General features: G+C 39.7%; 16 protein-coding genes. 12 read left to right on the top strand and 4 right to left on the bottom strand.

What is annotated here, in order from left to right; genetic code table 11:
- The first annotated feature begins 10 nt into the window (after window positions 1–10).
- Together ompR and envZ are read left to right on the top strand one after the other, a co-directional pair.
- Window positions 11–736 carry an osmolarity response regulator transcription factor OmpR gene (ompR, locus tag AC27JP_RS16195; protein WP_487116915.1) on the top strand — a complete coding sequence of 242 codons (726 nt, stop codon included), beginning with the start codon at window positions 11–13 and terminating at the stop codon, window positions 734–736.
- Between the two features lie 44 nt (window positions 737–780).
- The gene (gene envZ / locus AC27JP_RS16190) at window positions 781–2,079 is read left to right on the top strand and encodes a two-component system sensor histidine kinase EnvZ (protein WP_487116913.1); all 1,299 of its coding nucleotides are present in this window, start codon (window positions 781–783) and stop codon (window positions 2,077–2,079) included.
- Window positions 2,080–2,213: 134 nt separating this feature from the next.
- On the opposite strand, the gene pckA is transcribed toward envZ, so the two are convergent.
- A complete protein-coding gene (pckA, locus tag AC27JP_RS16185; protein WP_487116911.1) occupies window positions 2,214–3,824 on the bottom strand; it encodes a phosphoenolpyruvate carboxykinase (ATP) in 1,611 nt (536 codons plus the stop codon).
- Window positions 3,825–4,213: 389 nt separating this feature from the next.
- Complete coding sequence (locus AC27JP_RS16180; RefSeq protein ID WP_487116909.1) at window positions 4,214–6,790, bottom strand: penicillin-binding protein 1A; 2,577 nt, start codon at window positions 6,788–6,790, stop codon at window positions 4,214–4,216.
- 131 nt (window positions 6,791–6,921) lie between these two features.
- Here AC27JP_RS16180 and AC27JP_RS16175 point away from each other — a divergent pair, with 131 nt between their 5' ends.
- From AC27JP_RS16175 to AC27JP_RS16135, 9 genes are all read left to right on the top strand, one after another.
- Window positions 6,922–8,001: a pilus assembly protein PilM gene (locus AC27JP_RS16175; protein WP_487116907.1), complete on the top strand. Its 1,080-nt coding sequence runs from the start codon at window positions 6,922–6,924 to the stop codon at window positions 7,999–8,001.
- Window positions 7,989–8,567 carry a PilN domain-containing protein gene (locus tag AC27JP_RS16170; protein WP_487116905.1) on the top strand — a complete coding sequence of 193 codons (579 nt, stop codon included), beginning with the start codon at window positions 7,989–7,991 and terminating at the stop codon, window positions 8,565–8,567. Before AC27JP_RS16175 ends, AC27JP_RS16170 begins: the two co-directional genes overlap by 13 nt.
- Window positions 8,567–9,172 (top strand): type IV pilus inner membrane component PilO, encoded by a 606-nt coding sequence (locus AC27JP_RS16165; protein ID WP_487116903.1) that lies wholly within the window; start codon window positions 8,567–8,569, stop codon window positions 9,170–9,172. The genes AC27JP_RS16170 and AC27JP_RS16165 overlap by 1 nt, the downstream gene beginning before the upstream one ends.
- Window positions 9,172–9,705 (top strand): pilus assembly protein PilP, encoded by a 534-nt coding sequence (locus AC27JP_RS16160; RefSeq protein WP_487116901.1) that lies wholly within the window; start codon window positions 9,172–9,174, stop codon window positions 9,703–9,705. The genes AC27JP_RS16165 and AC27JP_RS16160 overlap by 1 nt, the downstream gene beginning before the upstream one ends.
- Window positions 9,705–11,762, top strand: a complete 2,058-nt coding sequence (locus AC27JP_RS16155) for a type IV pilus secretin PilQ (RefSeq protein WP_487116899.1) — start codon at window positions 9,705–9,707, stop codon at window positions 11,760–11,762. Before AC27JP_RS16160 ends, AC27JP_RS16155 begins: the two co-directional genes overlap by 1 nt.
- 145 nt (window positions 11,763–11,907) lie before the next feature.
- Window positions 11,908–12,426 (top strand): shikimate kinase AroK, encoded by a 519-nt coding sequence (aroK, locus tag AC27JP_RS16150; RefSeq protein ID WP_487082390.1) that lies wholly within the window; start codon window positions 11,908–11,910, stop codon window positions 12,424–12,426.
- Window positions 12,427–12,437: 11 nt separating this feature from the next.
- The gene (gene aroB / locus AC27JP_RS16145) at window positions 12,438–13,502 is read left to right on the top strand and encodes a 3-dehydroquinate synthase (RefSeq protein ID WP_487116897.1); all 1,065 of its coding nucleotides are present in this window, start codon (window positions 12,438–12,440) and stop codon (window positions 13,500–13,502) included.
- Between the two features lie 22 nt (window positions 13,503–13,524).
- Window positions 13,525–14,868 (top strand): hypothetical protein, encoded by a 1,344-nt coding sequence (locus AC27JP_RS16140; RefSeq protein ID WP_487116895.1) that lies wholly within the window; start codon window positions 13,525–13,527, stop codon window positions 14,866–14,868.
- A 79-nt stretch (window positions 14,869–14,947) separates the two neighbouring features.
- Complete coding sequence (locus AC27JP_RS16135; RefSeq protein WP_487116893.1) at window positions 14,948–15,763, top strand: Dam family site-specific DNA-(adenine-N6)-methyltransferase; 816 nt, start codon at window positions 14,948–14,950, stop codon at window positions 15,761–15,763.
- A gap of 15 nt (window positions 15,764–15,778) precedes the next feature.
- On the opposite strand, the gene AC27JP_RS16130 is transcribed toward AC27JP_RS16135, so the two are convergent.
- Window positions 15,779–15,970, bottom strand: a complete 192-nt coding sequence (locus tag AC27JP_RS16130; protein WP_487116891.1) for a DUF2970 domain-containing protein — start codon at window positions 15,968–15,970, stop codon at window positions 15,779–15,781.
- Between the two features lie 296 nt (window positions 15,971–16,266).
- Here AC27JP_RS16130 and AC27JP_RS16125 point away from each other — a divergent pair, with 296 nt between their 5' ends.
- On the top strand, window positions 16,267–17,715 hold the full coding sequence (locus tag AC27JP_RS16125) for a hypothetical protein (protein ID WP_487116889.1): 1,449 nt from the start codon (window positions 16,267–16,269) through the stop codon (window positions 17,713–17,715).
- Window positions 17,716–17,769: 54 nt separating this feature from the next.
- On the opposite strand, the gene argE is transcribed toward AC27JP_RS16125, so the two are convergent.
- Window positions 17,770–18,930, bottom strand: coding sequence for an acetylornithine deacetylase (gene argE / locus AC27JP_RS16120; RefSeq protein ID WP_487116887.1), 1,161 nt, complete (start codon window positions 18,928–18,930; stop codon window positions 17,770–17,772).
- Window positions 18,931–19,068 lie beyond the last annotated feature (138 nt).

Below are 19,068 nucleotides of genomic sequence, written 5' to 3'. Positions count from 1 at the left end.
AATAGGCATTATGGGACATGAAACACCGAAAGTTTTGGTAGTAGACGATGATATGCGTTTGCGAGCATTACTAGAACGGTATTTAGTAGAACAAGGATTTGTGGTGCGTAGCGCGGCAAACTCTGAACAAATGGATCGATTGCTAGAACGAGAGAATTTTCATTTGTTGGTGCTCGACCTCATGTTACCAGGAGAAGACGGTTTGTCTATTTGTCGCCGTTTGCGACAAAACTCCAATGATATTCCCATTGTTATGCTAACTGCCAAGGGTGATGAAGTTGACCGCATTATTGGTTTAGAGCTTGGTGCAGACGATTATATGCCAAAACCTTTTAATCCTCGTGAACTCTTGGCTCGGATTAAAGCGGTATTACGTCGCCGTGTTCAAGAGGCACCTGGTGCACCAGCGCAAGAAGAAAATGTTATTTCCTTTGGTGATTATCAATTAAACCTTGCAACCCGTGAAATGCTTAAAGGTGACGTGAATATGCCACTGACCAGTGGTGAGTTTGCGGTATTGAAAGCTTTGATCACACACCCAAGAGAGCCATTATCACGTGATAAACTTATGAATTTAGCGCGTGGCCGTGACTATTCTGCTTTAGAACGCAGTATTGATGTGCAAGTTTCGCGTTTGCGCCGCATGCTAGAAGAAGATCCGGCTAAGCCTCGTTATATTCAAACGGTTTGGGGACTCGGTTATGTTTTTGTGCCTGAAGGGAAGTCAGTTGCCTGATCTCTATAGTTAAATTTGAAATGAATCCTACCTAGTAGAAGTCTATGAAAATACTGCCGCGCAGTGCGTTTGGGCAAACGGTACTATTAATTGGTGTCTTGCTATTAATTAACCAGGTTGTTTCATTTATATCAATGTCGATATATATCATCCAACCTAACGCACAGCAAGTGAACCAATTATTGGCGAAACAAGTGCGTGTTGTTTTTATTGATATTGCTGACGAAGAGTTAAGTCCTGCGATGGGAGACGCTTTTACTCGTGAAACCGGAATTGGTGTATATCGAGAAGCTGCAGCTATGAAGCTTGGCTTAGAACAAGCGGTGTATTATGCCTTTCGTTCCGCTGAAATGTCCAACCTATTGGGTGGTCCTGCCGAAGTACGTATTTCACAAGGAGATGAATACTTGTTTTGGATAAGGCCACCACAAGCTCCTGATTATTGGGTTAAAATTCCAATTAATGGCTTAGAAGAAGAGAACTTTTCGCCCTTGATTTTAGTGTTGATGATCTTAGGTATCCTAAGTGTTATGGGCGGTTGGCTTTTTGTTCGACAATTAAATCGGCCTTTAGGTGCACTGCAAAATGCTGCTCATGATGTTGGCCGTGGTGATTTTCCTGAACCTTTAAGCGAACGGGGTACAACTGAAATCGTAGCGGTAACTCGAGCTTTTAATCATATGTCCAAAGGCATAAAGCAACTTGAAGACGATAGAAACTTGTTAATGGCAGGGATCTCTCATGACTTACGGACACCGCTGACACGTATTCGATTAGCATCGGAGATGATTTCGCAGCAAGATGAGTTCTTAAAAGATGGCATTGAAGGTGATATCGATGATATGAATACCATCATTGATCAATTTATTGACTATATTCGCCATGATAGTAAAGACAAAGCAGAGCTCGCTGACATCAATGTCTTGATAGAAGAGGTTGTGCAATCAGAAAGTATATTGGAACGTAATATTGAGTTTAATGCTGAACCGTTACCAAAGCTGCCGCTGCGCTATGTAGCTATGAAACGGGCGTTAGCGAATTTAATTCAAAATGCCTTACGCTATAGTGATGGTAAAATTGTCGTTTCAACTCATCACGATAAATTAAGAAGAGAAATTTGTTTTTGTGTTTGCGATGAAGGGCCCGGTATCCCTGATGTTGATATTGAAAGACTGTTTCAACCTTTTACCCAAGGTGATAAAGCAAGGGGCACAGAAGGTAGCGGTTTAGGATTAGCGATTATCAAGCGTATTGTTGATACCCATAGTGGCCGAGTTGAGCTCTCTAATAGAGGCGAAGGTGGTTTAAGAGCAAAAGTGTGCTTACCAATTAGCCATGATTAAAATAGTGATGTTATTGTAAATAACATCTATGGTTTTGCTTATCGGTGTTAAAGTTATTTAAGATATTAAAAAGCCGTCGTGAATACGACGGCTTTTTTATGAATGAATATTTTTATCGAAATTGCAGTTGCTGATTAAACTTTAGGACCTGCAGCCACTAAAGATTTACCATTGTCAGTATCAGTGAACTTATCAAAGTTGCTTACAAAACGATTTGCTAAGTCAACTGCTTTGCTGTGCCATTCTGCTTGTTCAGTGTAAGTATCACGTGGGTCAAGAATACTGTCATCAACACCTTCAATACTCGTTGGAATGTCTAAGTTAAATAGCGGAAGTACTTGGGTCTCAGCATTATCAATTGAGCCATCTAAAATAGCGTCAATAATTGCGCGAGTATCTTTGATAGAAATACGTTTACCTGTGCCATTCCAACCTGTGTTTACTAAGTAGGCTTCAGCACCCGCAGCTTGCATACGTTTACGTAAAACTTCTGCATACTGTGTTGGGTGTAAGCTTAAGAATGCCGCACCAAAACAACTTGAGAATGTTGGTGTTGGCTCAGTAATACCACGCTCAGTACCGGCTAACTTGGCAGTGAAACCTGATAAGAAGTAGTATTCTGTTTGCTCTGGAGTCAGTTTGGCAACTGGCGGTAAAACACCAAAAGCATCAGCCGTTAAGAAGATAACTTTTTTCGCATGCCCGGCACGAGATACCGGCTTAACGATATTATCAATATGGTGAATTGGGTATGAAACACGGGTGTTTTCAGTTTTTGAATTATCATCAAAATCAATTTTACCATTTTCATCAACGGTTACGTTTTCTAATAATGCATCGCGACGGATAGCATTATAGATATCGGGTTCATTTTCTTTGCTAAGATTAATGGTTTTTGCGTAACAACCACCTTCAAAGTTAAAGACACCGTTTTCGTCCCAACCATGTTCATCGTCACCAATTAGTTGGCGTTTAGGGTCGGTAGATAATGTTGTTTTACCAGTACCTGATAAGCCGAAAAATACCGCAGTGTCGCCATCTGCACCAACGTTAGCGCTACAATGCATTGAGGCAATGCCTTTTAAAGGCAATAAGTAGTTCATCATAGAGAACATGCCTTTCTTCATTTCGCCGCCGTACCAAGTTCCGCCAATAAGCTGCATTTTCTCGGTTAAGTTAAAGGCAACAAAATTTTCAGAATTTAAACCTTGCTCTTGCCAGTTTGGATTGGTGGTTTTCGCACCATTCATTACGATGAAATCTGGTTCGTAATTCTCCAATTCGGCATCAGTTGGGCGAATAAACATGTTTTTAACAAAGTGTGCTTGCCATGCTACTTCAGTAATAAAACGTACTTTTAAGCGTGTGGCATCATCGGCACCACAGAAGGTATCAACAACAAATAAGCGTTGGCCTGATAATTGTGTGGTAACTAAACCTTTTAAGCTTTCCCAAGTTTCTTGAGTCATAGGTTTGTTGTCATTTTTGCCTTGATCAGACCACCACACCGTATCACGCGTAGTATCGTCACGAACGATATACTTATCTTTAGGTGAACGACCGGTAAATATACCGGTATCGACAGAAACTGCGCCGAGTTCGGTAACAACACCTTTATCATAACCTGAGAGATCAGATTTTGTTTCCTCAGCAAAAAGTAACTCATAAGACGGATTGTAAACAACCTCAGCAACGTCTGTGATGCCGTATGAAGATAAATCGATTGAGTTTTCTAAAGCTGCCATAGCGAATTCGCTCCTAAAAGTATGACGATTTTTAATGATTAGTTTCGGTATTCCGATTGAGGGCGCAATTTTAGGTGATCATGAGGTAAAACGAAAGTTTTTTTTCTTTCGTTGTGAAAGTTTTCAGAGGGACTTTCAAGAATTTGAAATAGAAGACTAATAAGATATTAATTTGTTATCGATTTCTTGGATAACGAATTTCGATGATAAAAATGAAAAGTCTTTACTATATAGCGACTTATCGTATTGTGTTGGTTGACCATATGGTCAGAAAAATATAAGTGTAAATGAAATGTATTGATTGAAAAAAATATCAAATTTTCTGCAAAAATATTGCGAATGATAGCAAGATTATCATTCGCAGAGTTTTCTAACGAAACTTTTTGGGGTTAGTCGAATATCTCATCGTCTGAATCGTCATCACTATTATTGCCATCTAATATTTCGCTACTGTGATCTTGGCTGATGTATTCTGTTGGTGCTGAGCCTAATTCAAAGTACTCAAAGCGGCTCGATTTATCCGTTTTGGTGGTTAGCTTGCCAGAAACTTTATCAATTCTTACCGACATTAATGCCTCGGGTTGTTCAAATGGCTCTATCGGTAATTCGGCCAATGCGGTTTTCATAAAGCTTATCCAAGCTGGCTGAGCTGATTTTGCCCCGAACTCTTTACCGGTTATTTGCTCTTTATCTAAGTTGCTGTTGTAAGTTGTTTGACCTAAATTGCGGCTGGGGTTGTCGAAACCGATCCATGATGTAGTGACTAGTCTGCGACTATAACCGGAAAACCAAGCATCTTTTGCTTGGTTGGTGGTACCGGTTTTACCGGCAATGTCTTTTCGTTTTAGGGCGCGGCCACGAAATCCAGTGCCTTGCCAAAATGGTTTTATATTCCAATCAGCCCCCCAAATAGCAGAATTAAGCGCTTCAGTAATTAAGAAGGCGTTTTGAGCGCTGATAACACGCTCCGCCTTATTGATGACTTTAGTGGGGCTTTCGGCATCAAGTTGCCTATTGGCAAAAGTTTGGCTTGCGGCTTCATCAATAGAGGCTGTACTTTCATCGCTGTCGAATAGCTCGCAATCATCGCAAGCGATAGCGGGGTTCGCTTGAAATAATACCTTGCCGAAAGAGTCTTCAATACGCTCAATCAAATAGGGCTCAATCAAAAAGCCACCATTGGCAAACGTGGCAAAACCTGTCGCGACTTCTAACGGCGTCAACGATGCTGAGCCTAATGCTAATGATTCATTGCGAGGTAGGCCATCGGGATCAAAGCCAAATGACGCCAAGTAAGGGATGACTTTATCTAAACCTACGTCTCTTAATAAGCGCACAGCGATAACGTTTTTAGATTGAGCTAAGGCTAAGCGAAGACGAATCTCGCCGTTATATACCGGTGGTGAATTTTTAGGGCGCCAAACCACACCCGTACTTCTGTCCCATTGGTTTATCGGTGTATCGTTGATAATCGATGCCAAAGTATAGCCATTATCCAATGCCGCCGAATAAATAAAAGGCTTAATATTGGAGCCAACTTGGCGTTTAGCCTGAGTGACTCGATTAAATTGGCTTTGTTTAAAACTAAAACCACCAACGGCTGCCTTTATAGCACCATTATCTGTTGCTAATGAAATCAATGCCGAGCTGACATCAGGTAACTGACTCAAACGATAGCCAACATCTGTTGGTGCTATCATCACGACATCCCCAATTCGAACAATATCCTGCGCCACTTTAGGTGCTGCGGCTTGTTTATCATCGTTCAAATAGGCTCTTGCCCACGATAATCCCTGCCAGTTTATTTCAATTGCTGTTTGGTCTTTTAGCTTGACTGATATAGATTGCTCATTGACCTGCGTTACCACGGCGGGCACTAATGATTGATAACTTTTTATGTCGCTTAATGCTTGTTGTATTTCTTCTTCACTCAACGGTGCTATTTCATTAGCTATGGTCGAGTTGTCAGTGCTAGCAGTTAAGTCACTATCGGGACGCAACGAGGCGATTGGACCTCGATAGCCGTGACGTTGATCGTAGGAAAAAATATTATTAATAACCGCCTGTTTTGCGGCTTGTTGCAGTTTTGATGGTACGGTAGTGAATACCTTATAACCGCCGGTATATGCTGCCTCTTTACCGAAGCGCTCAATCATTTCTTGGTGTGCCATTTCCGCAATATAGGGAGCGTCCAGTTCAATCTCAGCACCGTGTTTTTTAGCGGTTATTGGAGCTGAATTAGCAATAGATAATTGTTCTGAATCGATATAGCCGGCAACATACATACGCTGTAATACAACGGCTCGGCGATTTTTAGCACGCAAAGGGCGGCTTATCGGGTTCATTGTTGAAGGGGCTTTTGGTAATCCTGCTAATACGGCAATTTGCGCTAATGTTAAGTCGTTAACGTCTTTTCCGTAATAAACTTGTGCCGCAGCACCAAAACCAAATGAGCGATGACCGAGTGATATTTTGTTCATATAAAGTGAGAGGATCTCATCTTTCGTCAGTAAGCTCTCGATATGGAATGAAATAAATATTTCACGAATTTTTCGTACGTAGGTTTGTTCTCTAGTGAGAAAAAAGTTTCGGGCAACTTGCATGGTTATGGTACTTGCGCCGCCTTTATTTTGCCCCATGAGTTGACCGATAACCGCGCGCCCCATCCCAATAGGATCTACGCCAAAATGAAGGTAAAACCTATCATCTTCAGTCGCCAATACCGCGTTGATTAATTGCTGTGGCATTTCTTCTAAGGTCAAAGGAATACGCTTTTTTTCACCAAATTGAGAAATGAGTTTGCCATCAGCACTAAATATTTGCATCGGCGTTTGCCATTGCAAGTCGCGAAGTGAATCTACGCTAGGCAAACTTGAACGCATTGATAGGTAAATACCGGTCAGTGCTAAAATTCCGATAAATATCAATAATGCTGTGGCTTTGAATAGTTTTTTTATAGAAAACACAAAAAAATGCTCAATAAAAGTTAAAAAATAGGTGTAATAGTACTAGTATATCGTGTAAAAGCATGTAATAAATGTATTTATACGAATTTTATGCCTAATATTATTATAATAAAAAGTTCTAGTAGGGTTCTATGTTAAGTAGTTTATGGAAAAAGAAAGCCTCGCTAATGGTTGGGGTTGATATCGGCTCACATTCTATTAAAGCTGTTTTATTAAATCAGAATGATAACGGCTATGTTCTCGAAACTATCGCTATTGAACCTATGCCTCGCGGCGCCATCGTTGATAGGGAAATTCAAGACATCGATGCTGTTGGTAAAGTAGTCGCAAAAATTCGAAAAAAAATCTCTTCATCTATTAGTCACGCCGCATCGGCAGTCTCAGGACAAACCGTAATCACTAAAATCATTTATATGGATGTTGCGTTAAGCGAGCAAGAGCTGGCAAGCCAAATAGAAATTGAAGCAGACAGTTTAATTCCTTATCCGCTTGATGAAGTGAGTTTAGATTTTGAATCGTTAGACATTAATGAATCGGACCCCAGTAAAATTAATGTTTTACTCAGCGCGGCAAGAACAGAATCCGTCGAGGCTCGTGTTGCCGCATTGGAAGCAGGGGGCTTTGATACTAAAGTCATTGACGTAGAATCTTATGCCATCAGCCGAGGTTATGATTTAACCTTGGCACAATTACCAGATGATGCCGCCGATAAAGTTGTTGCAACCGTCGATATTGGTGCAACAATGACTTTATTCTCGGTGAATGAAGCGGGCAATCATATTTATAGCCGTGACCAGTTATTTGGTGGCGAACAATATACACGTTCAATCGTATCTTATTACAATAAATCATTTGAAGAGGCGGAATTAGCCAAGTTAAGTGATGATTTACCACCCAATTATACCTTTGAGGTGTTGGCGCCTTTCCATACTATTTTAGTGCAACAAATTCGCCGAGCAATTCAAATGTTTTTAACCACTAGCGGTAAAGAAAGAATAGATTACCTTGTTATTTCTGGTGGTAGCGCACTGGTTGAGGGGGTTGAACAATTACTAACAGAAGAATTGGGCATTCATACGGTTATTGCTAACCCATTTGAGGGTATGGAAATATCGAGCAGTGTGAATCAAGAGGAGTTAGCTCAGACAGCTCCTCGTTTTATGGTTGCGGCCGGCTTAGCCTTAAGGAGTTTTGTTCCATGGCATATATAAACCTATTACCATGGCGAGAGGAAGCTGAAAAAGCGAAACAACGAGCTTTCTTCAGTGCCTTAACTGCTGTGGCTTTGAGTGCGTTTGCGGTGGTTTTCTTAGTTAACCAGTTTTATCAAATGCGTGTTGACGGCCAAAATGCTCGTAATCAATTTTTGAAAAATGAAATTCAAACACTAGATTTACGTATCGAAAAAATTAAATCATTAAATGAGAAGAAAAAAGAGCTAGAAAAACGCACCAGTGTTGTTGAGCAATTGCAACGAAGCCGTAATGTCGGTACGCAAGTATTAGACGAAATAGCAAAAGTTGTACCTAACGGCATTTATTTAACCCGCTTAGAAAAACAAGATAACAGTTTAAATATTATCGGAAAAAGTGAATCCAACAATCACTTGGCGAATATGATCCGAGAAATTGAACGCTCAGATTTATTTGATGATGCGGTGCTAGAGTCAATAACGTCTAACGATGCCAGAAGTAAATTATTAAGCGACTTTAAAATGCGTGTGCGCATAAAAGGTTTGATAAACCTTAATGACTCTGCAGCACAGGGGGCACCATAATGAATTTTGATTTATCGGAGTTTATGGAGCAATTTAGTGGTTTAGAATTAGATAATATAAGTCAATGGCCAAAAGCCGCAAAAATTTTATTATCAGTATTTATCGTGGTATTAGTGCTAGGTTTAGGTTATGCGCTGATGATCAGCAACCAAATTAAAGCCTTGGAACGGGTGACGGCAGAAGAAACAACCTTAAAGCAGCAATATCAAGCCAAGTATCATATTGCCGCAAACTTAGAATTATTCGAGCAACAAATGATCGAAGCTGAATCTATGTTTGCCAATCAATTAAAAAGCTTACCTGAAAGTCATGAAACTCCTGGCCTGCTTGATGATATTACCTTTGTTGGCACAACCACAGGCTTAGATTTTGTCAAACTGAATTGGCAACCAGAAATAGAACAAGAAATTTATATTGAATTGCCGATAGATATTGAAGTTATTGGCAACTATCACGAATTTGGTCAGTTTGTTAGCCGAATCGCCGGTTTGCCAAGAATTGTGACTTTGCATAATTTTGATATCAGTCTAAAAGGTAAAAGTCCTGGAGAGTTAAAATTAAAACTGCAAGCTAAAACATATCGTTACCGGGAGGCGGCAGAATAATGAAAAAACTTATTTTAGTAGCCGTTTTCGTTTTGACAGGGTGTTTTGACGATACGAGTGATTTAAAAGTACATATCGCCAATGTGCAGGCCAATGCGAGTAGTACCATAGCACCTATGCCTACTGTTACGGTGTTTGATCATTTTGATTATTCCGCCCAAACACTAAGAAGCCCGTTTGATGCACCAAAACCGGAAGCAATACAAGAAAAAATCCAGCAAATGTCTGGATGTTTAAGCCCTGATCCTCGACGCAGAAAGCAACCACTAGAAAAGTTTTCACTTAGTGACTTGGTAATGCGTGGTACTTTGGGGGAGCTAGGAGTTACGTGGGCCTTAGTTGAAGCCTCTGATAGAACTTTACACCGAGTGGCTGTTGGTAGTTATGTTGGCTTATTTCATGGTCGTATTACTGCGGTAAGTCAGGATAATGTAAAAGTGTTGGAATTAATCCCAGATGGCGCTGGTTGTTGGGTGGAACGTGAAACTGTTGTTGCCATGACTGAGACAAGTGCAGAGGGGCAAAGGAAATAATGTTGTTAATTAAAAAAATGAAAATTAAAAATCTTATGACACACTGCAATAAAGTTAACTTAACGCTAATTGCCTTTTTATGCTTATTTTCGACTTTTTCTTCGGCAAATGAGTTAACAGGGATTTCTTATAACACTATTCAAAATAATGAAATCGAACTCGTTTTTGAACTGGCCGAAGATATTGTTATTCAGCCTGAAGTTGCGACATCAATGACACCGGCTCAAGTTAAAATTACATTTGATGCTGACAGTTTTAACTCTAATATTGCCTCAACGCTAGTTGATCATGCTGGCGTTAAAAACATTGAAGTGCAAAAGTTAGCTGGAAAAGTTGTTGCCACGGTAAACTTAAACCATTTATCAATTTTTGATGTTAGTCAGACTAACAATCGTTTTGCTTTAACTCTGAATACTGGAGAAGTAAGCAAAAACGTCACACAACTTATCCCACTGGGCAGTGGTTTTATTAATCAGATTGATAATATTGATTTTAAGCGCGGCCAACAAAATGAAGGCCAACTTTTAGTGAAGCTTATTGATAGTAAAGTTGCCGTTGATGTTAGTGATAAACTTGGCAAGCTTTATATTGAATTTCATAACACCGAAATCTTAGAAGATTACATTTACAAATTAGATGTTACCGACTTTGGTACGCTTGTTTCTGGGATTGAAACTTTCAAAGAGGGCCGCAATGCGCGCTTGGTTGTTGATATTAATGGCGCTTTTGAATTCAGCCACCAACAATTAAATGATGTCTTTTCACTCACGGTCTCGGCAAAAGCCAAAGAGCTTGGTTACCTTGATGATAAAGAAGACTTTAATGGTCGCGCTATTTCATTAAATTTCCAAGATATATCGGTACGTACTGTGCTGCAAATTATCGCTGATTATAATGGTTTTAATTTAGTGACTAGTGATACGGTTACCGGCAATATTACCTTGAGATTAGATGGTGTTCCTTGGGATCAAGCGCTAGATATTATTCTAAAAGTTAAAGGTTTAGACAAACGCATGGAAGGCAATATTTTAATGGTTGCCCCAAGCGATGAATTGGCTGCGCGTGAAGCCCGTGATTTACAGGCACAACAACAGGTTGAAGAGTTAGCGCCGCTATATTCTGAATATGTGCAAGTCAACTATGCCAAAGCCGCAGAATTTGCCTCGTTAATTAAAAATGAAGAAAACAGTATTTTATCTGATCGTGGCAGCGTTAGTGTCGATGAGCGTACGAACACACTGCTAATTCGTGATACCGCTAATAGCATTGAAGATATTAAGCGGATGGTGTCTGTCCTTGATATTCCTGTACGTCAGGTAATTATTGAATCGCGTATGGTTACGGTAAAAGATAATATTAATGAAGAACTAGGTATTCGTTGGGGCGTAACGGATACTGGCAGTGATTCAGCTACTTCTGGTTCTTTAGGTGCCACAAATAGCGCTAACGGCGGCACCGCACCATCTTTAGAAGATCGATTAAACGTGAACTTGCCTGTGGCGAACCCTGCAGGCAGTATAGCGTTTCAAGTGGCGCGACTTGCTGATGGTACTATTCTTGACCTTGAATTAAGTGCCATGGAAAAAGAAAATAAAGGTGAAATTATCGCCAGCCCGCGCATTACCACGGCTAATCAAAAAGAAGCCTACATTGAACAAGGTGTTGAAATCCCATATCAAGAAGCCGCTTCCAGTGGGGCGACATCAACTCAATTTAAAAAAGCGGTATTAAGTTTGACAGTAACACCGCATATTACTCCGGATGATAGGATTATTTTGGACCTTGTGGTTACGCAAGATACCGTCTCGGATGTTACTAACGGTACGGCGCCAGCAATTGATACCCAAAGAATTGGTACGCAAGTTTTGGTCAATAATGGCGAAACGATTGTATTAGGTGGTATTTATCAACAACAAATAATTAGTTCAGTTTCTAAGGTTCCTGTTTTAGGTGATATCCCTTATTTTGGTTGGATGTTTAGAAATAGTAGCAACTTTAATGAGAAAAAAGAGTTATTAATTTTTGTTACACCACGCATAGTTACTGAAAGATTTTAAGATAATTTGCATGTAAGTTGGTGTTTTCAACTTACATGCTTGCAATTTGTACCCAACAATTGCGATAATTGCGCCCTTGAAATTTTCGAGGGAGGTTCCCTCTTACCTGTTCACGTAATAAATAAAACGAGTATTAATTAATCTAATGGCAGAAAAACGTAACATTTTCCTTGTAGGCCCTATGGGCGCAGGCAAAAGCACCATTGGTAGAGAATTAGCAGATAAGCTACATCTAGAGTTTTTTGATTCGGACCAAGAAATTGAACGTCGCACCGGTGCCGATATCGCGTGGGTTTTTGATCTTGAAGGCGAAGAAGGCTTTCGCAAAAGAGAAGAATCAGTTATTGAAGACTTGAGTGAAAAACAAGGTATTGTTTTAGCGACAGGTGGCGGATCAGTGATCAGCAACCAAGTTCGTAATCGCTTATCCGCTCGCGGTATTGTGGTTTATCTAGAAACAACAATTGATAAGCAAGTCGCGCGTACCCAAAGAGATAGACGTCGTCCTCTATTACAAACCGATGAAGAACCAAGAAAAGTACTTGAAAACTTGGCCGTTGAGCGTAATCCGTTATATGAAGAAATTGCCGATGTTATTGTGCAAACGGATGATCAAAGTGCCAAAGTTGTGGCAAGTAAAATAGTCGAACGTCTGGACTTTTAAACGGTACTTGCATGACCACACTTCAGGTTGAACTTGGCAGTCGCAGTTATCCAATCTATATCGACAGTGGACTACTATCCAATAGTGAGCTGCTGTCTCGTCACATCCGCAGTAAACGTGTTTGTATTGTCTCAAATGATATCGTTTCACCACTTTACTGCGATGCGTTAAAAAAGAACTTAGAACGCTATGATGTCGATGAAGTTATCTTACCTGATGGGGAAGCGGAAAAAAGCTTAGCGAATTTTGAACGCATAATGTCACACTTATTAGCTGGCAATCACGGTCGAGATACCACCTTGATTGCACTTGGTGGCGGTGTTATTGGCGATATAACAGGCTTTGCTGCTGCATGTTATCAACGTGGTATTGATTTTATTCAAGTGCCAACCACAGTATTATCGCAAGTAGACTCCTCTGTTGGCGGAAAAACTGCAGTTAATCACCCTTTAGGTAAGAATATGATCGGTGCTTTCTATCAGCCGAAAGCAGTTATTATTGATCTGTTAACCTTATCAAGCTTACCTGTGCGTGAATTTAATGCCGGTATTGCCGAAGTGATTAAATATGGCATCTTAGGTGATGGTGAGTTTTTTACTTGGCTAGAGCAGAACATAGACTCAATTAAGGCCGGTGACAGCGATACCTTAGCGCATATGATCGAACGTTGCTGTCAGTGCAAAGCTGATATTGTTGCGGCCGACGAAACTGAATCAGGTGTGCGAGCATTATTAAATTTAGGGCATACTTTTGGGCATGCCATTGAAGCAGACCAAGGTTATGGTAAATGGTTGCATGGCGAAGCGGTTGCTACTGGCATGGTACTTGCTGCTAAACTGGCAGTCGCAATGAATTTGCTTGAAGTGTCAGATCTTCGTCGCATTGAAACCCTGCTTTTTGCGTTTGACTTACCTTTAGTGGCGCCAGAAAATATGGGTTTTGAAGAGTTTATCTGCCATATGCGTCGTGATAAGAAGAACTTAGCTGGTAAGCTACGTTTTATTTTACCGACAGCCATCGGCCAATCTGAAATTAACGATGACGTTAGTGAGGAACTACTTCAGCAAATTCTGTAATTTAAATCAGAATAGGTGAAGCATGTCTGCGTTAATGAATACTATTGGCTTATCCGACGATAACACCAGTGTAACTAAAATTAGTGCTAACGCGCGCATCGATTATATTCTCCGCTTTTCTAAGCAAGCAATATTAGTGATTGATGAAAGTGTCGAGCAAAATGCCCAAATCACCAATCAATTTATTGCAACAATCCCTGAACAGCATAATATCGCTTTTATTGCTTTATCAGCGCAGTTTAATGATATTCAAATTCGTTGCCGTATAATTGAGCAATTATCGGCTGGTGAATTATTTGACCCAGAAGTCTCTTTAGCCGTTAGCATCATCAATTTAGCAAAAAAACCTCGACAAGCCATCAGCATAGTTTTAGATAATGCTCAGCATATTTCTTTACAGATCTTACATGAAGTAGCGCAACTAACGGCAATTGCTAAAAAAGCTAATCTTGTGGTTAATGTCATTATGTTTGGCTCACCGCAAGCGGGCTTTCAAGTTCAAGACAACAAAAACCTTTTTCATAACAAGTTGACTTTACTTTCTGCCCAATCAGGGCAGTTGTTAGCGGCGAACGCGGCCATTTTCAATAAGCCAGAAATAAAATGGTACACAATTCAATTAAATAAGTGGCTACTCTTGGCCTTGGTATTTTTATTTGCCTTAGGCGCACTAGTACTTGTGTTGTTGCAACAAGACAGCTTTAATTTTACGGCAGCGCTTAAATCGAGTAATAAGCCGGAAACGGCGTTAAGTACCGCACTTACGGAGCCACAAGCGACCGTGTTGACTAGAGTAGAAAATGCAGCAGTTAAAGGTGCTGAACCAGCTGACATCTATAATTCATTAACTGCAACAAAGTCAGATGAAATTGCAACCGTTACCCGTGAGTTAGCTGAACCAGCTACCGCAAATGATATTATGCTGGCAATGACGTCATTTACGATGACAGCTGAAGGTGCAAAAAATGACGCTGTGACATCATTAAATTCAAGCCAAAAACAGCCTCAGACAAGTATCATTCAGCCGTCAATAAGTGCAAATGTGCAAGACGACAATGTTTTAAAAGTTGACACTAGCTATTACCTTGAACGGAGTCACGGCTTTGTTATTCAAATTGCTGCATTTAGCGATGTTACCTTACCAGCGGAGTTTATCGCGAGCTTGGCAGATGTTGATTACCATGTTTATCAACGCATGCTTAATGATAGCCCTGTTTTTGTTATCACTAGCCGCGTCTTTAGTGATAAAGCCTCGGCAAAACAAGGAATATTGACTCTGCCGGCAGAAATTATTGCGAGTCAACCTTGGATTAAATCTCTTCAGCAAATTAATAGCGAAATCAATGCATTTCAAGACTCCCAATAAGGTTTAAATCAGGATACAATCCCCGCTTACTTTTCAGATGCTAGCTATCTGATGCTGAATTTTTGGGTTTGTGGCGATAATGAAGAAAAAACATCGAGCGTTTTTAAAATGGGCAGGCGGGAAATATGCTCTTAGCGATGTCATTAATACCATGTTACCTAAGGGGAATCGTCTTATTGAACCCTTTGTCGGTGCCGGCTCGGTATTTTTAAATAGTGATTTTGATGAATATTTACTCAGTGATATTAATCAAGACTTAATTAACTTATATCGTATTTTACAGCGTACACCGGATAAGTTTATTGCCGATGCTCGTCGATTGTTTTCACCTGAAAATAATCAAGCAGAAAGCTATTATCAACTGCGTAAAGAGTTTAATGCCAGTGCAGACCCTTACTTTCGTTCTCTGGTCTTTCTTTATATGAATCGTCATGGTTATAACGGTTTGTGCCGGTATAATAAATCTGGCGGTTATAATGTCCCTTTTGGCAAGTATAAGCGGCCATATTTTCCTGAAGCAGAATTGAATTTTTTCGCAGAAAAGGCCAGTAAAGCGGTGTTTATTTGTGATGGATATCGACAAACTTTTGCTCATGCTAAAGCTGGTGATGTGATTTATTGTGATCCTCCTTATGTGCCGTTAAGTAAAACGGCAAGTTTTACCAGCTATGCTGGTAATGGCTTTGGTTTAGATGAACAAGCTGATTTGGCCAATGCTGCGGAAGAGGTAACCCATAAACGTAAAATTTCGGTATTAATTAGTAACCATGATACCATTTGGACGCGAAAAATTTATGAGCATGCGAAGAAGCAACACTCAATCGAAGTCTCAAGAACCATAAGTCAAAAAGCGAGTAAGCGTAATAAAGTTTCTGAGTTGTTAGCCTTGTATTAGCCCTAGTTGATAGTATTAACTAGGCATAACAAGTGAAACTATGGTGACTAGTACGGCGATAAAAAGTACGACGGCGATGATGCCCGCGATGATGAAGTAGCTAAACTTTCCCTGCGTGAAATCTCGCTCTCTATTTTTATCACTTTGCACACCAAAAAATGCAGCACCGACACTTTTGAACGTTTCCTTAAAGTTTTGTGTGCTCATATTTGTCCTTAGATAAAGCAATGGTTTGATAGTGGCCTATCAAATAAGTTATGCATTGAGTATGTTCTAATGAATAACTTGAATCAAGTTTAACTGATTTTCAAATTTAACTATTAGCTTGGCTCGTTGCGCTATAATCGTTATAGTCAGGTAAAAAATGTGGCTTTTAAAATACATTATAAAAATTTATGGACACTTTAATTACTTCTTTGCAGCTTTATATTTGTTCGGCTAAGTTAACTTCAATTGTTGTTAGCTGAATAGTAATTATTGATTAGGTATATATAACGGAACTCATGTCAACATATTCAAAAGGTGATACTAATTTTACCGGACAGCTAAAAATCTTGTTAGGCAAGATTTATGGGCGTAGTCCTTTAAAAGACTCAGTATTAGAACGTGCCATAGCATATTATGATCTGCGTGAATTTATTCAAGAAAAGCTCGATGAATTAGCGCGTAATATTGCTGAGCTAAAGAAAAAAGCAGATGATAAATCGTCCATTAGAATTATAAAACTTGAACGTGAACAACGTGAATATCATCAAGAGCTAGCATTTGAGCGCCATGAACGTTTTCAACATTTGCATACTATTTGCCTAGAAATTTTAGAGTTATCCGAAGGCGAAAATTTTGATGATACCAATCGAAAATCTGCGCAGGTTTTAGGTACCATTCAACTGTTGTCTCCAACGGAAGGTAAAAAGATAGCGACAACTAATGAAGTGAGCAAACCTCTCTATAAAGGGATATTAACTTTACGCTTGTTGGATCAATTATGTCTTAACAAGCTAATGCCAAATAGCTATATAGATCAAATCTTAAAGAATGAAGAATTCAGTGCCTATGTTAATTTGGCCACTGAAAATAAAGAAACATATCAAAAATTTGTCGAGCTAGTAAAAATACCGGTATTAATGGCAGCGCTACTGCAAGATATTGGCAATTATCATCCTGATGCACAAAAGATTATGTTGGGCTCAGATGGTAAAAAAGACGGTTTTAGAACTTTGGATGTAGAAGAGCGTAAAGCGTTATTACAAATTAATTATCGAGAAACAGTAAAGTACCTTGTTGATGGCGTTGGTGCTGCCATGTATATAGGGAATTCAAAAGTTGACCGTGATAAATTTAATAAAAAAGAAAATAACAAACTTCAATTTATCAAATATTTACTTAAAAGTAGTGTTCAGCCAAAACTAGGTTTAGGTAATTTATTAAAAATTCCGCAAATTTATACCTCAATTATATTATCTACCAAGGAAAGCTATAACTATAAACTATTACCTAAAGTTTATCAGGCCTTGTACCAAAATGCCGAGCGGGGAATTTGTCGAAAAGATATTGTTGATTTGCTTTATAAAATTACCGGCGCCTTCCCTCAAGGTTATGGCGTAACTTATATCCCCAGTGATATAGATGAGAATGTCCGCTATGAATATGGCGTAGTTACGCAGCTTTACCCTGAAAACCCTGAAGAGCCTATTTGTCGTTCAGCGACACGCAATTTAACTTTTATTGGTCATGGCCATGACATGCTCATAAAGCGAAGTTGTAATTTATACTATGTTGAAACGGCGAAAAAATTCTCGACCATTAGTAAAGAAAGGTTGAATGAAATTCTTGAGCTTTTATCATCAAACTACCAAGAAAGGCAAAGTTTAGACTTATTACCAAGGTGCTGGCAACCAACCGAATACTTTTCGATGAAGAACAATCAAAAACTGTGGAACCGGCCTCGTTAATTCAATCAGTGTAACTGTCGAAGCCGAGTTTATGCTGGTATTAAGCGTTATTGTTTAATAACAGTAATGATGAATAAGTTGCGTTATCAATTGTTCCGTTTTTAATATTTCACTGTGCGCTAAATACTCATTAGGTTGATGTGCTTGGTCGATAGAGCCTGGCCCCATAACGATAGTTTGACAACCCAATTGTTGAATAAAGGGCGCTTCAGTGGCGTAATTTACCGCACAACATTGATGACCAGAGAGTTTTTCTGCGGTTAGCACTAATTCACTCTCGGCGTTTTGTTGGAAGCTTGGCGAACTTGGATCGAGCTCAGCTATAGTTAATCTTCCTGGATATTGCTCTGCTACTGGTGCAAGAGCTTCTGCTAACCACGCCACTAAATCTGCATCCTTCATTCCGGGTAATGAGCGGATATCAATATCTAACTCGCAATGGCCACAAATTCTATTGGCGTTGTCGCCGCCATGAATAGCTCCTAAATTCAGCGTTGGTGACTGGACATCAAAAGCAGCATTTTTATAGCGCTCAACTAACTGTTCTTTGAGCTTAAATAGTAGGCTGATCACCTGATGCATAATTTCTATCGCGTTAACACCATTTGCTGGTTTACTAGAGTGACCTGCTTGTCCTTTAATGGTTATTTTGTGTGACATATGGCCTTTGTGCATCACAACCGGTATTAAGCTTGTTGGCTCTCCGATAATGGCTACATCTGGTTTTATTACTTCACTATTGGCAAAGAAGCGCGCCCCCGCCATGGTCGTTTCTTCATCGGCGGTTGCTAAAACATATAAAGGTTTTTTAAGTGAGGTTAGGTCAATTTGCTGGCAGGCCTGTAGAATAAAGGCGAAGAACCCTTTCATATCGCAACTACCTAAGCCAAATAGCTTGTCGTCTTTATCGGTAACTTTCATCGGATCAGACAGCCAGCGGTTCTCATCAAAAGGTACGGTGTCACTATGACCTGCTAACAGCAGCCCCCCTTCCCCAGAGCCTATTTTTGCTAATAAGTTATATTTATTTGCCGCGTTTGGAACAGCTTGAATGGTAATAGTAAAGCCTAAGGTTTCAAACCATGCCGCCAACAAGTTTATAACCGCTTGGTTACTCTGATCCCAACTTGCTTGTGATGAACTGATACTCGGTAGGGCAATTAGTTGACTAAACGCTTGAGAGAAATTGGGTAATGAATTGTTGAGTTTCTGCATTGAAATAATAACCTAAAAAATAATTATGGGTATTTATGCTAAATAGTTGCATAAGTAGCTATATGATGATACTTTAGCCACACAATGTAAATAGCCTAATTAAAGCACACTATGAAAAAGTTTGTAATGTATTCAACT

This window comes from Colwellia sp. SU-HH01172, from assembly GCF_057553355.1.
Note: the sequence above shows the minus strand (reverse complement) of the source record. Positions and strands in the feature narration are given on the sequence as shown.

Coding starts and splice junctions, on each gene's coding strand:
- AC27JP_RS16165 (WP_487116903.1), top strand. CDS start 8,567: ATGAATTTTGATTTATCGGAGTTTATGGAGCAATTTAGTGGTTTAGAA.
- AC27JP_RS16175 (WP_487116907.1), top strand. CDS start 6,922: ATGTTAAGTAGTTTATGGAAAAAGAAAGCCTCGCTAATGGTTGGGGTT.
- envZ (WP_487116913.1), top strand. CDS start 781: ATGAAAATACTGCCGCGCAGTGCGTTTGGGCAAACGGTACTATTAATT.
- AC27JP_RS16140 (WP_487116895.1), top strand. CDS start 13,525: ATGTCTGCGTTAATGAATACTATTGGCTTATCCGACGATAACACCAGT.
- ompR (WP_487116915.1), top strand. CDS start 11: ATGGGACATGAAACACCGAAAGTTTTGGTAGTAGACGATGATATGCGT.
- argE (WP_487116887.1), bottom strand. CDS start 18,930: ATGCAGAAACTCAACAATTCATTACCCAATTTCTCTCAAGCGTTTAGT.
- AC27JP_RS16170 (WP_487116905.1), top strand. CDS start 7,989: ATGGCATATATAAACCTATTACCATGGCGAGAGGAAGCTGAAAAAGCG.
- AC27JP_RS16155 (WP_487116899.1), top strand. CDS start 9,705: ATGTTGTTAATTAAAAAAATGAAAATTAAAAATCTTATGACACACTGC.
- pckA (WP_487116911.1), bottom strand. CDS start 3,824: ATGGCAGCTTTAGAAAACTCAATCGATTTATCTTCATACGGCATCACA.
- aroK (WP_487082390.1), top strand. CDS start 11,908: ATGGCAGAAAAACGTAACATTTTCCTTGTAGGCCCTATGGGCGCAGGC.
- AC27JP_RS16125 (WP_487116889.1), top strand. CDS start 16,267: ATGTCAACATATTCAAAAGGTGATACTAATTTTACCGGACAGCTAAAA.
- AC27JP_RS16135 (WP_487116893.1), top strand. CDS start 14,948: ATGAAGAAAAAACATCGAGCGTTTTTAAAATGGGCAGGCGGGAAATAT.
- aroB (WP_487116897.1), top strand. CDS start 12,438: ATGACCACACTTCAGGTTGAACTTGGCAGTCGCAGTTATCCAATCTAT.
- AC27JP_RS16130 (WP_487116891.1), bottom strand. CDS start 15,970: ATGAGCACACAAAACTTTAAGGAAACGTTCAAAAGTGTCGGTGCTGCA.
- AC27JP_RS16160 (WP_487116901.1), top strand. CDS start 9,172: ATGAAAAAACTTATTTTAGTAGCCGTTTTCGTTTTGACAGGGTGTTTT.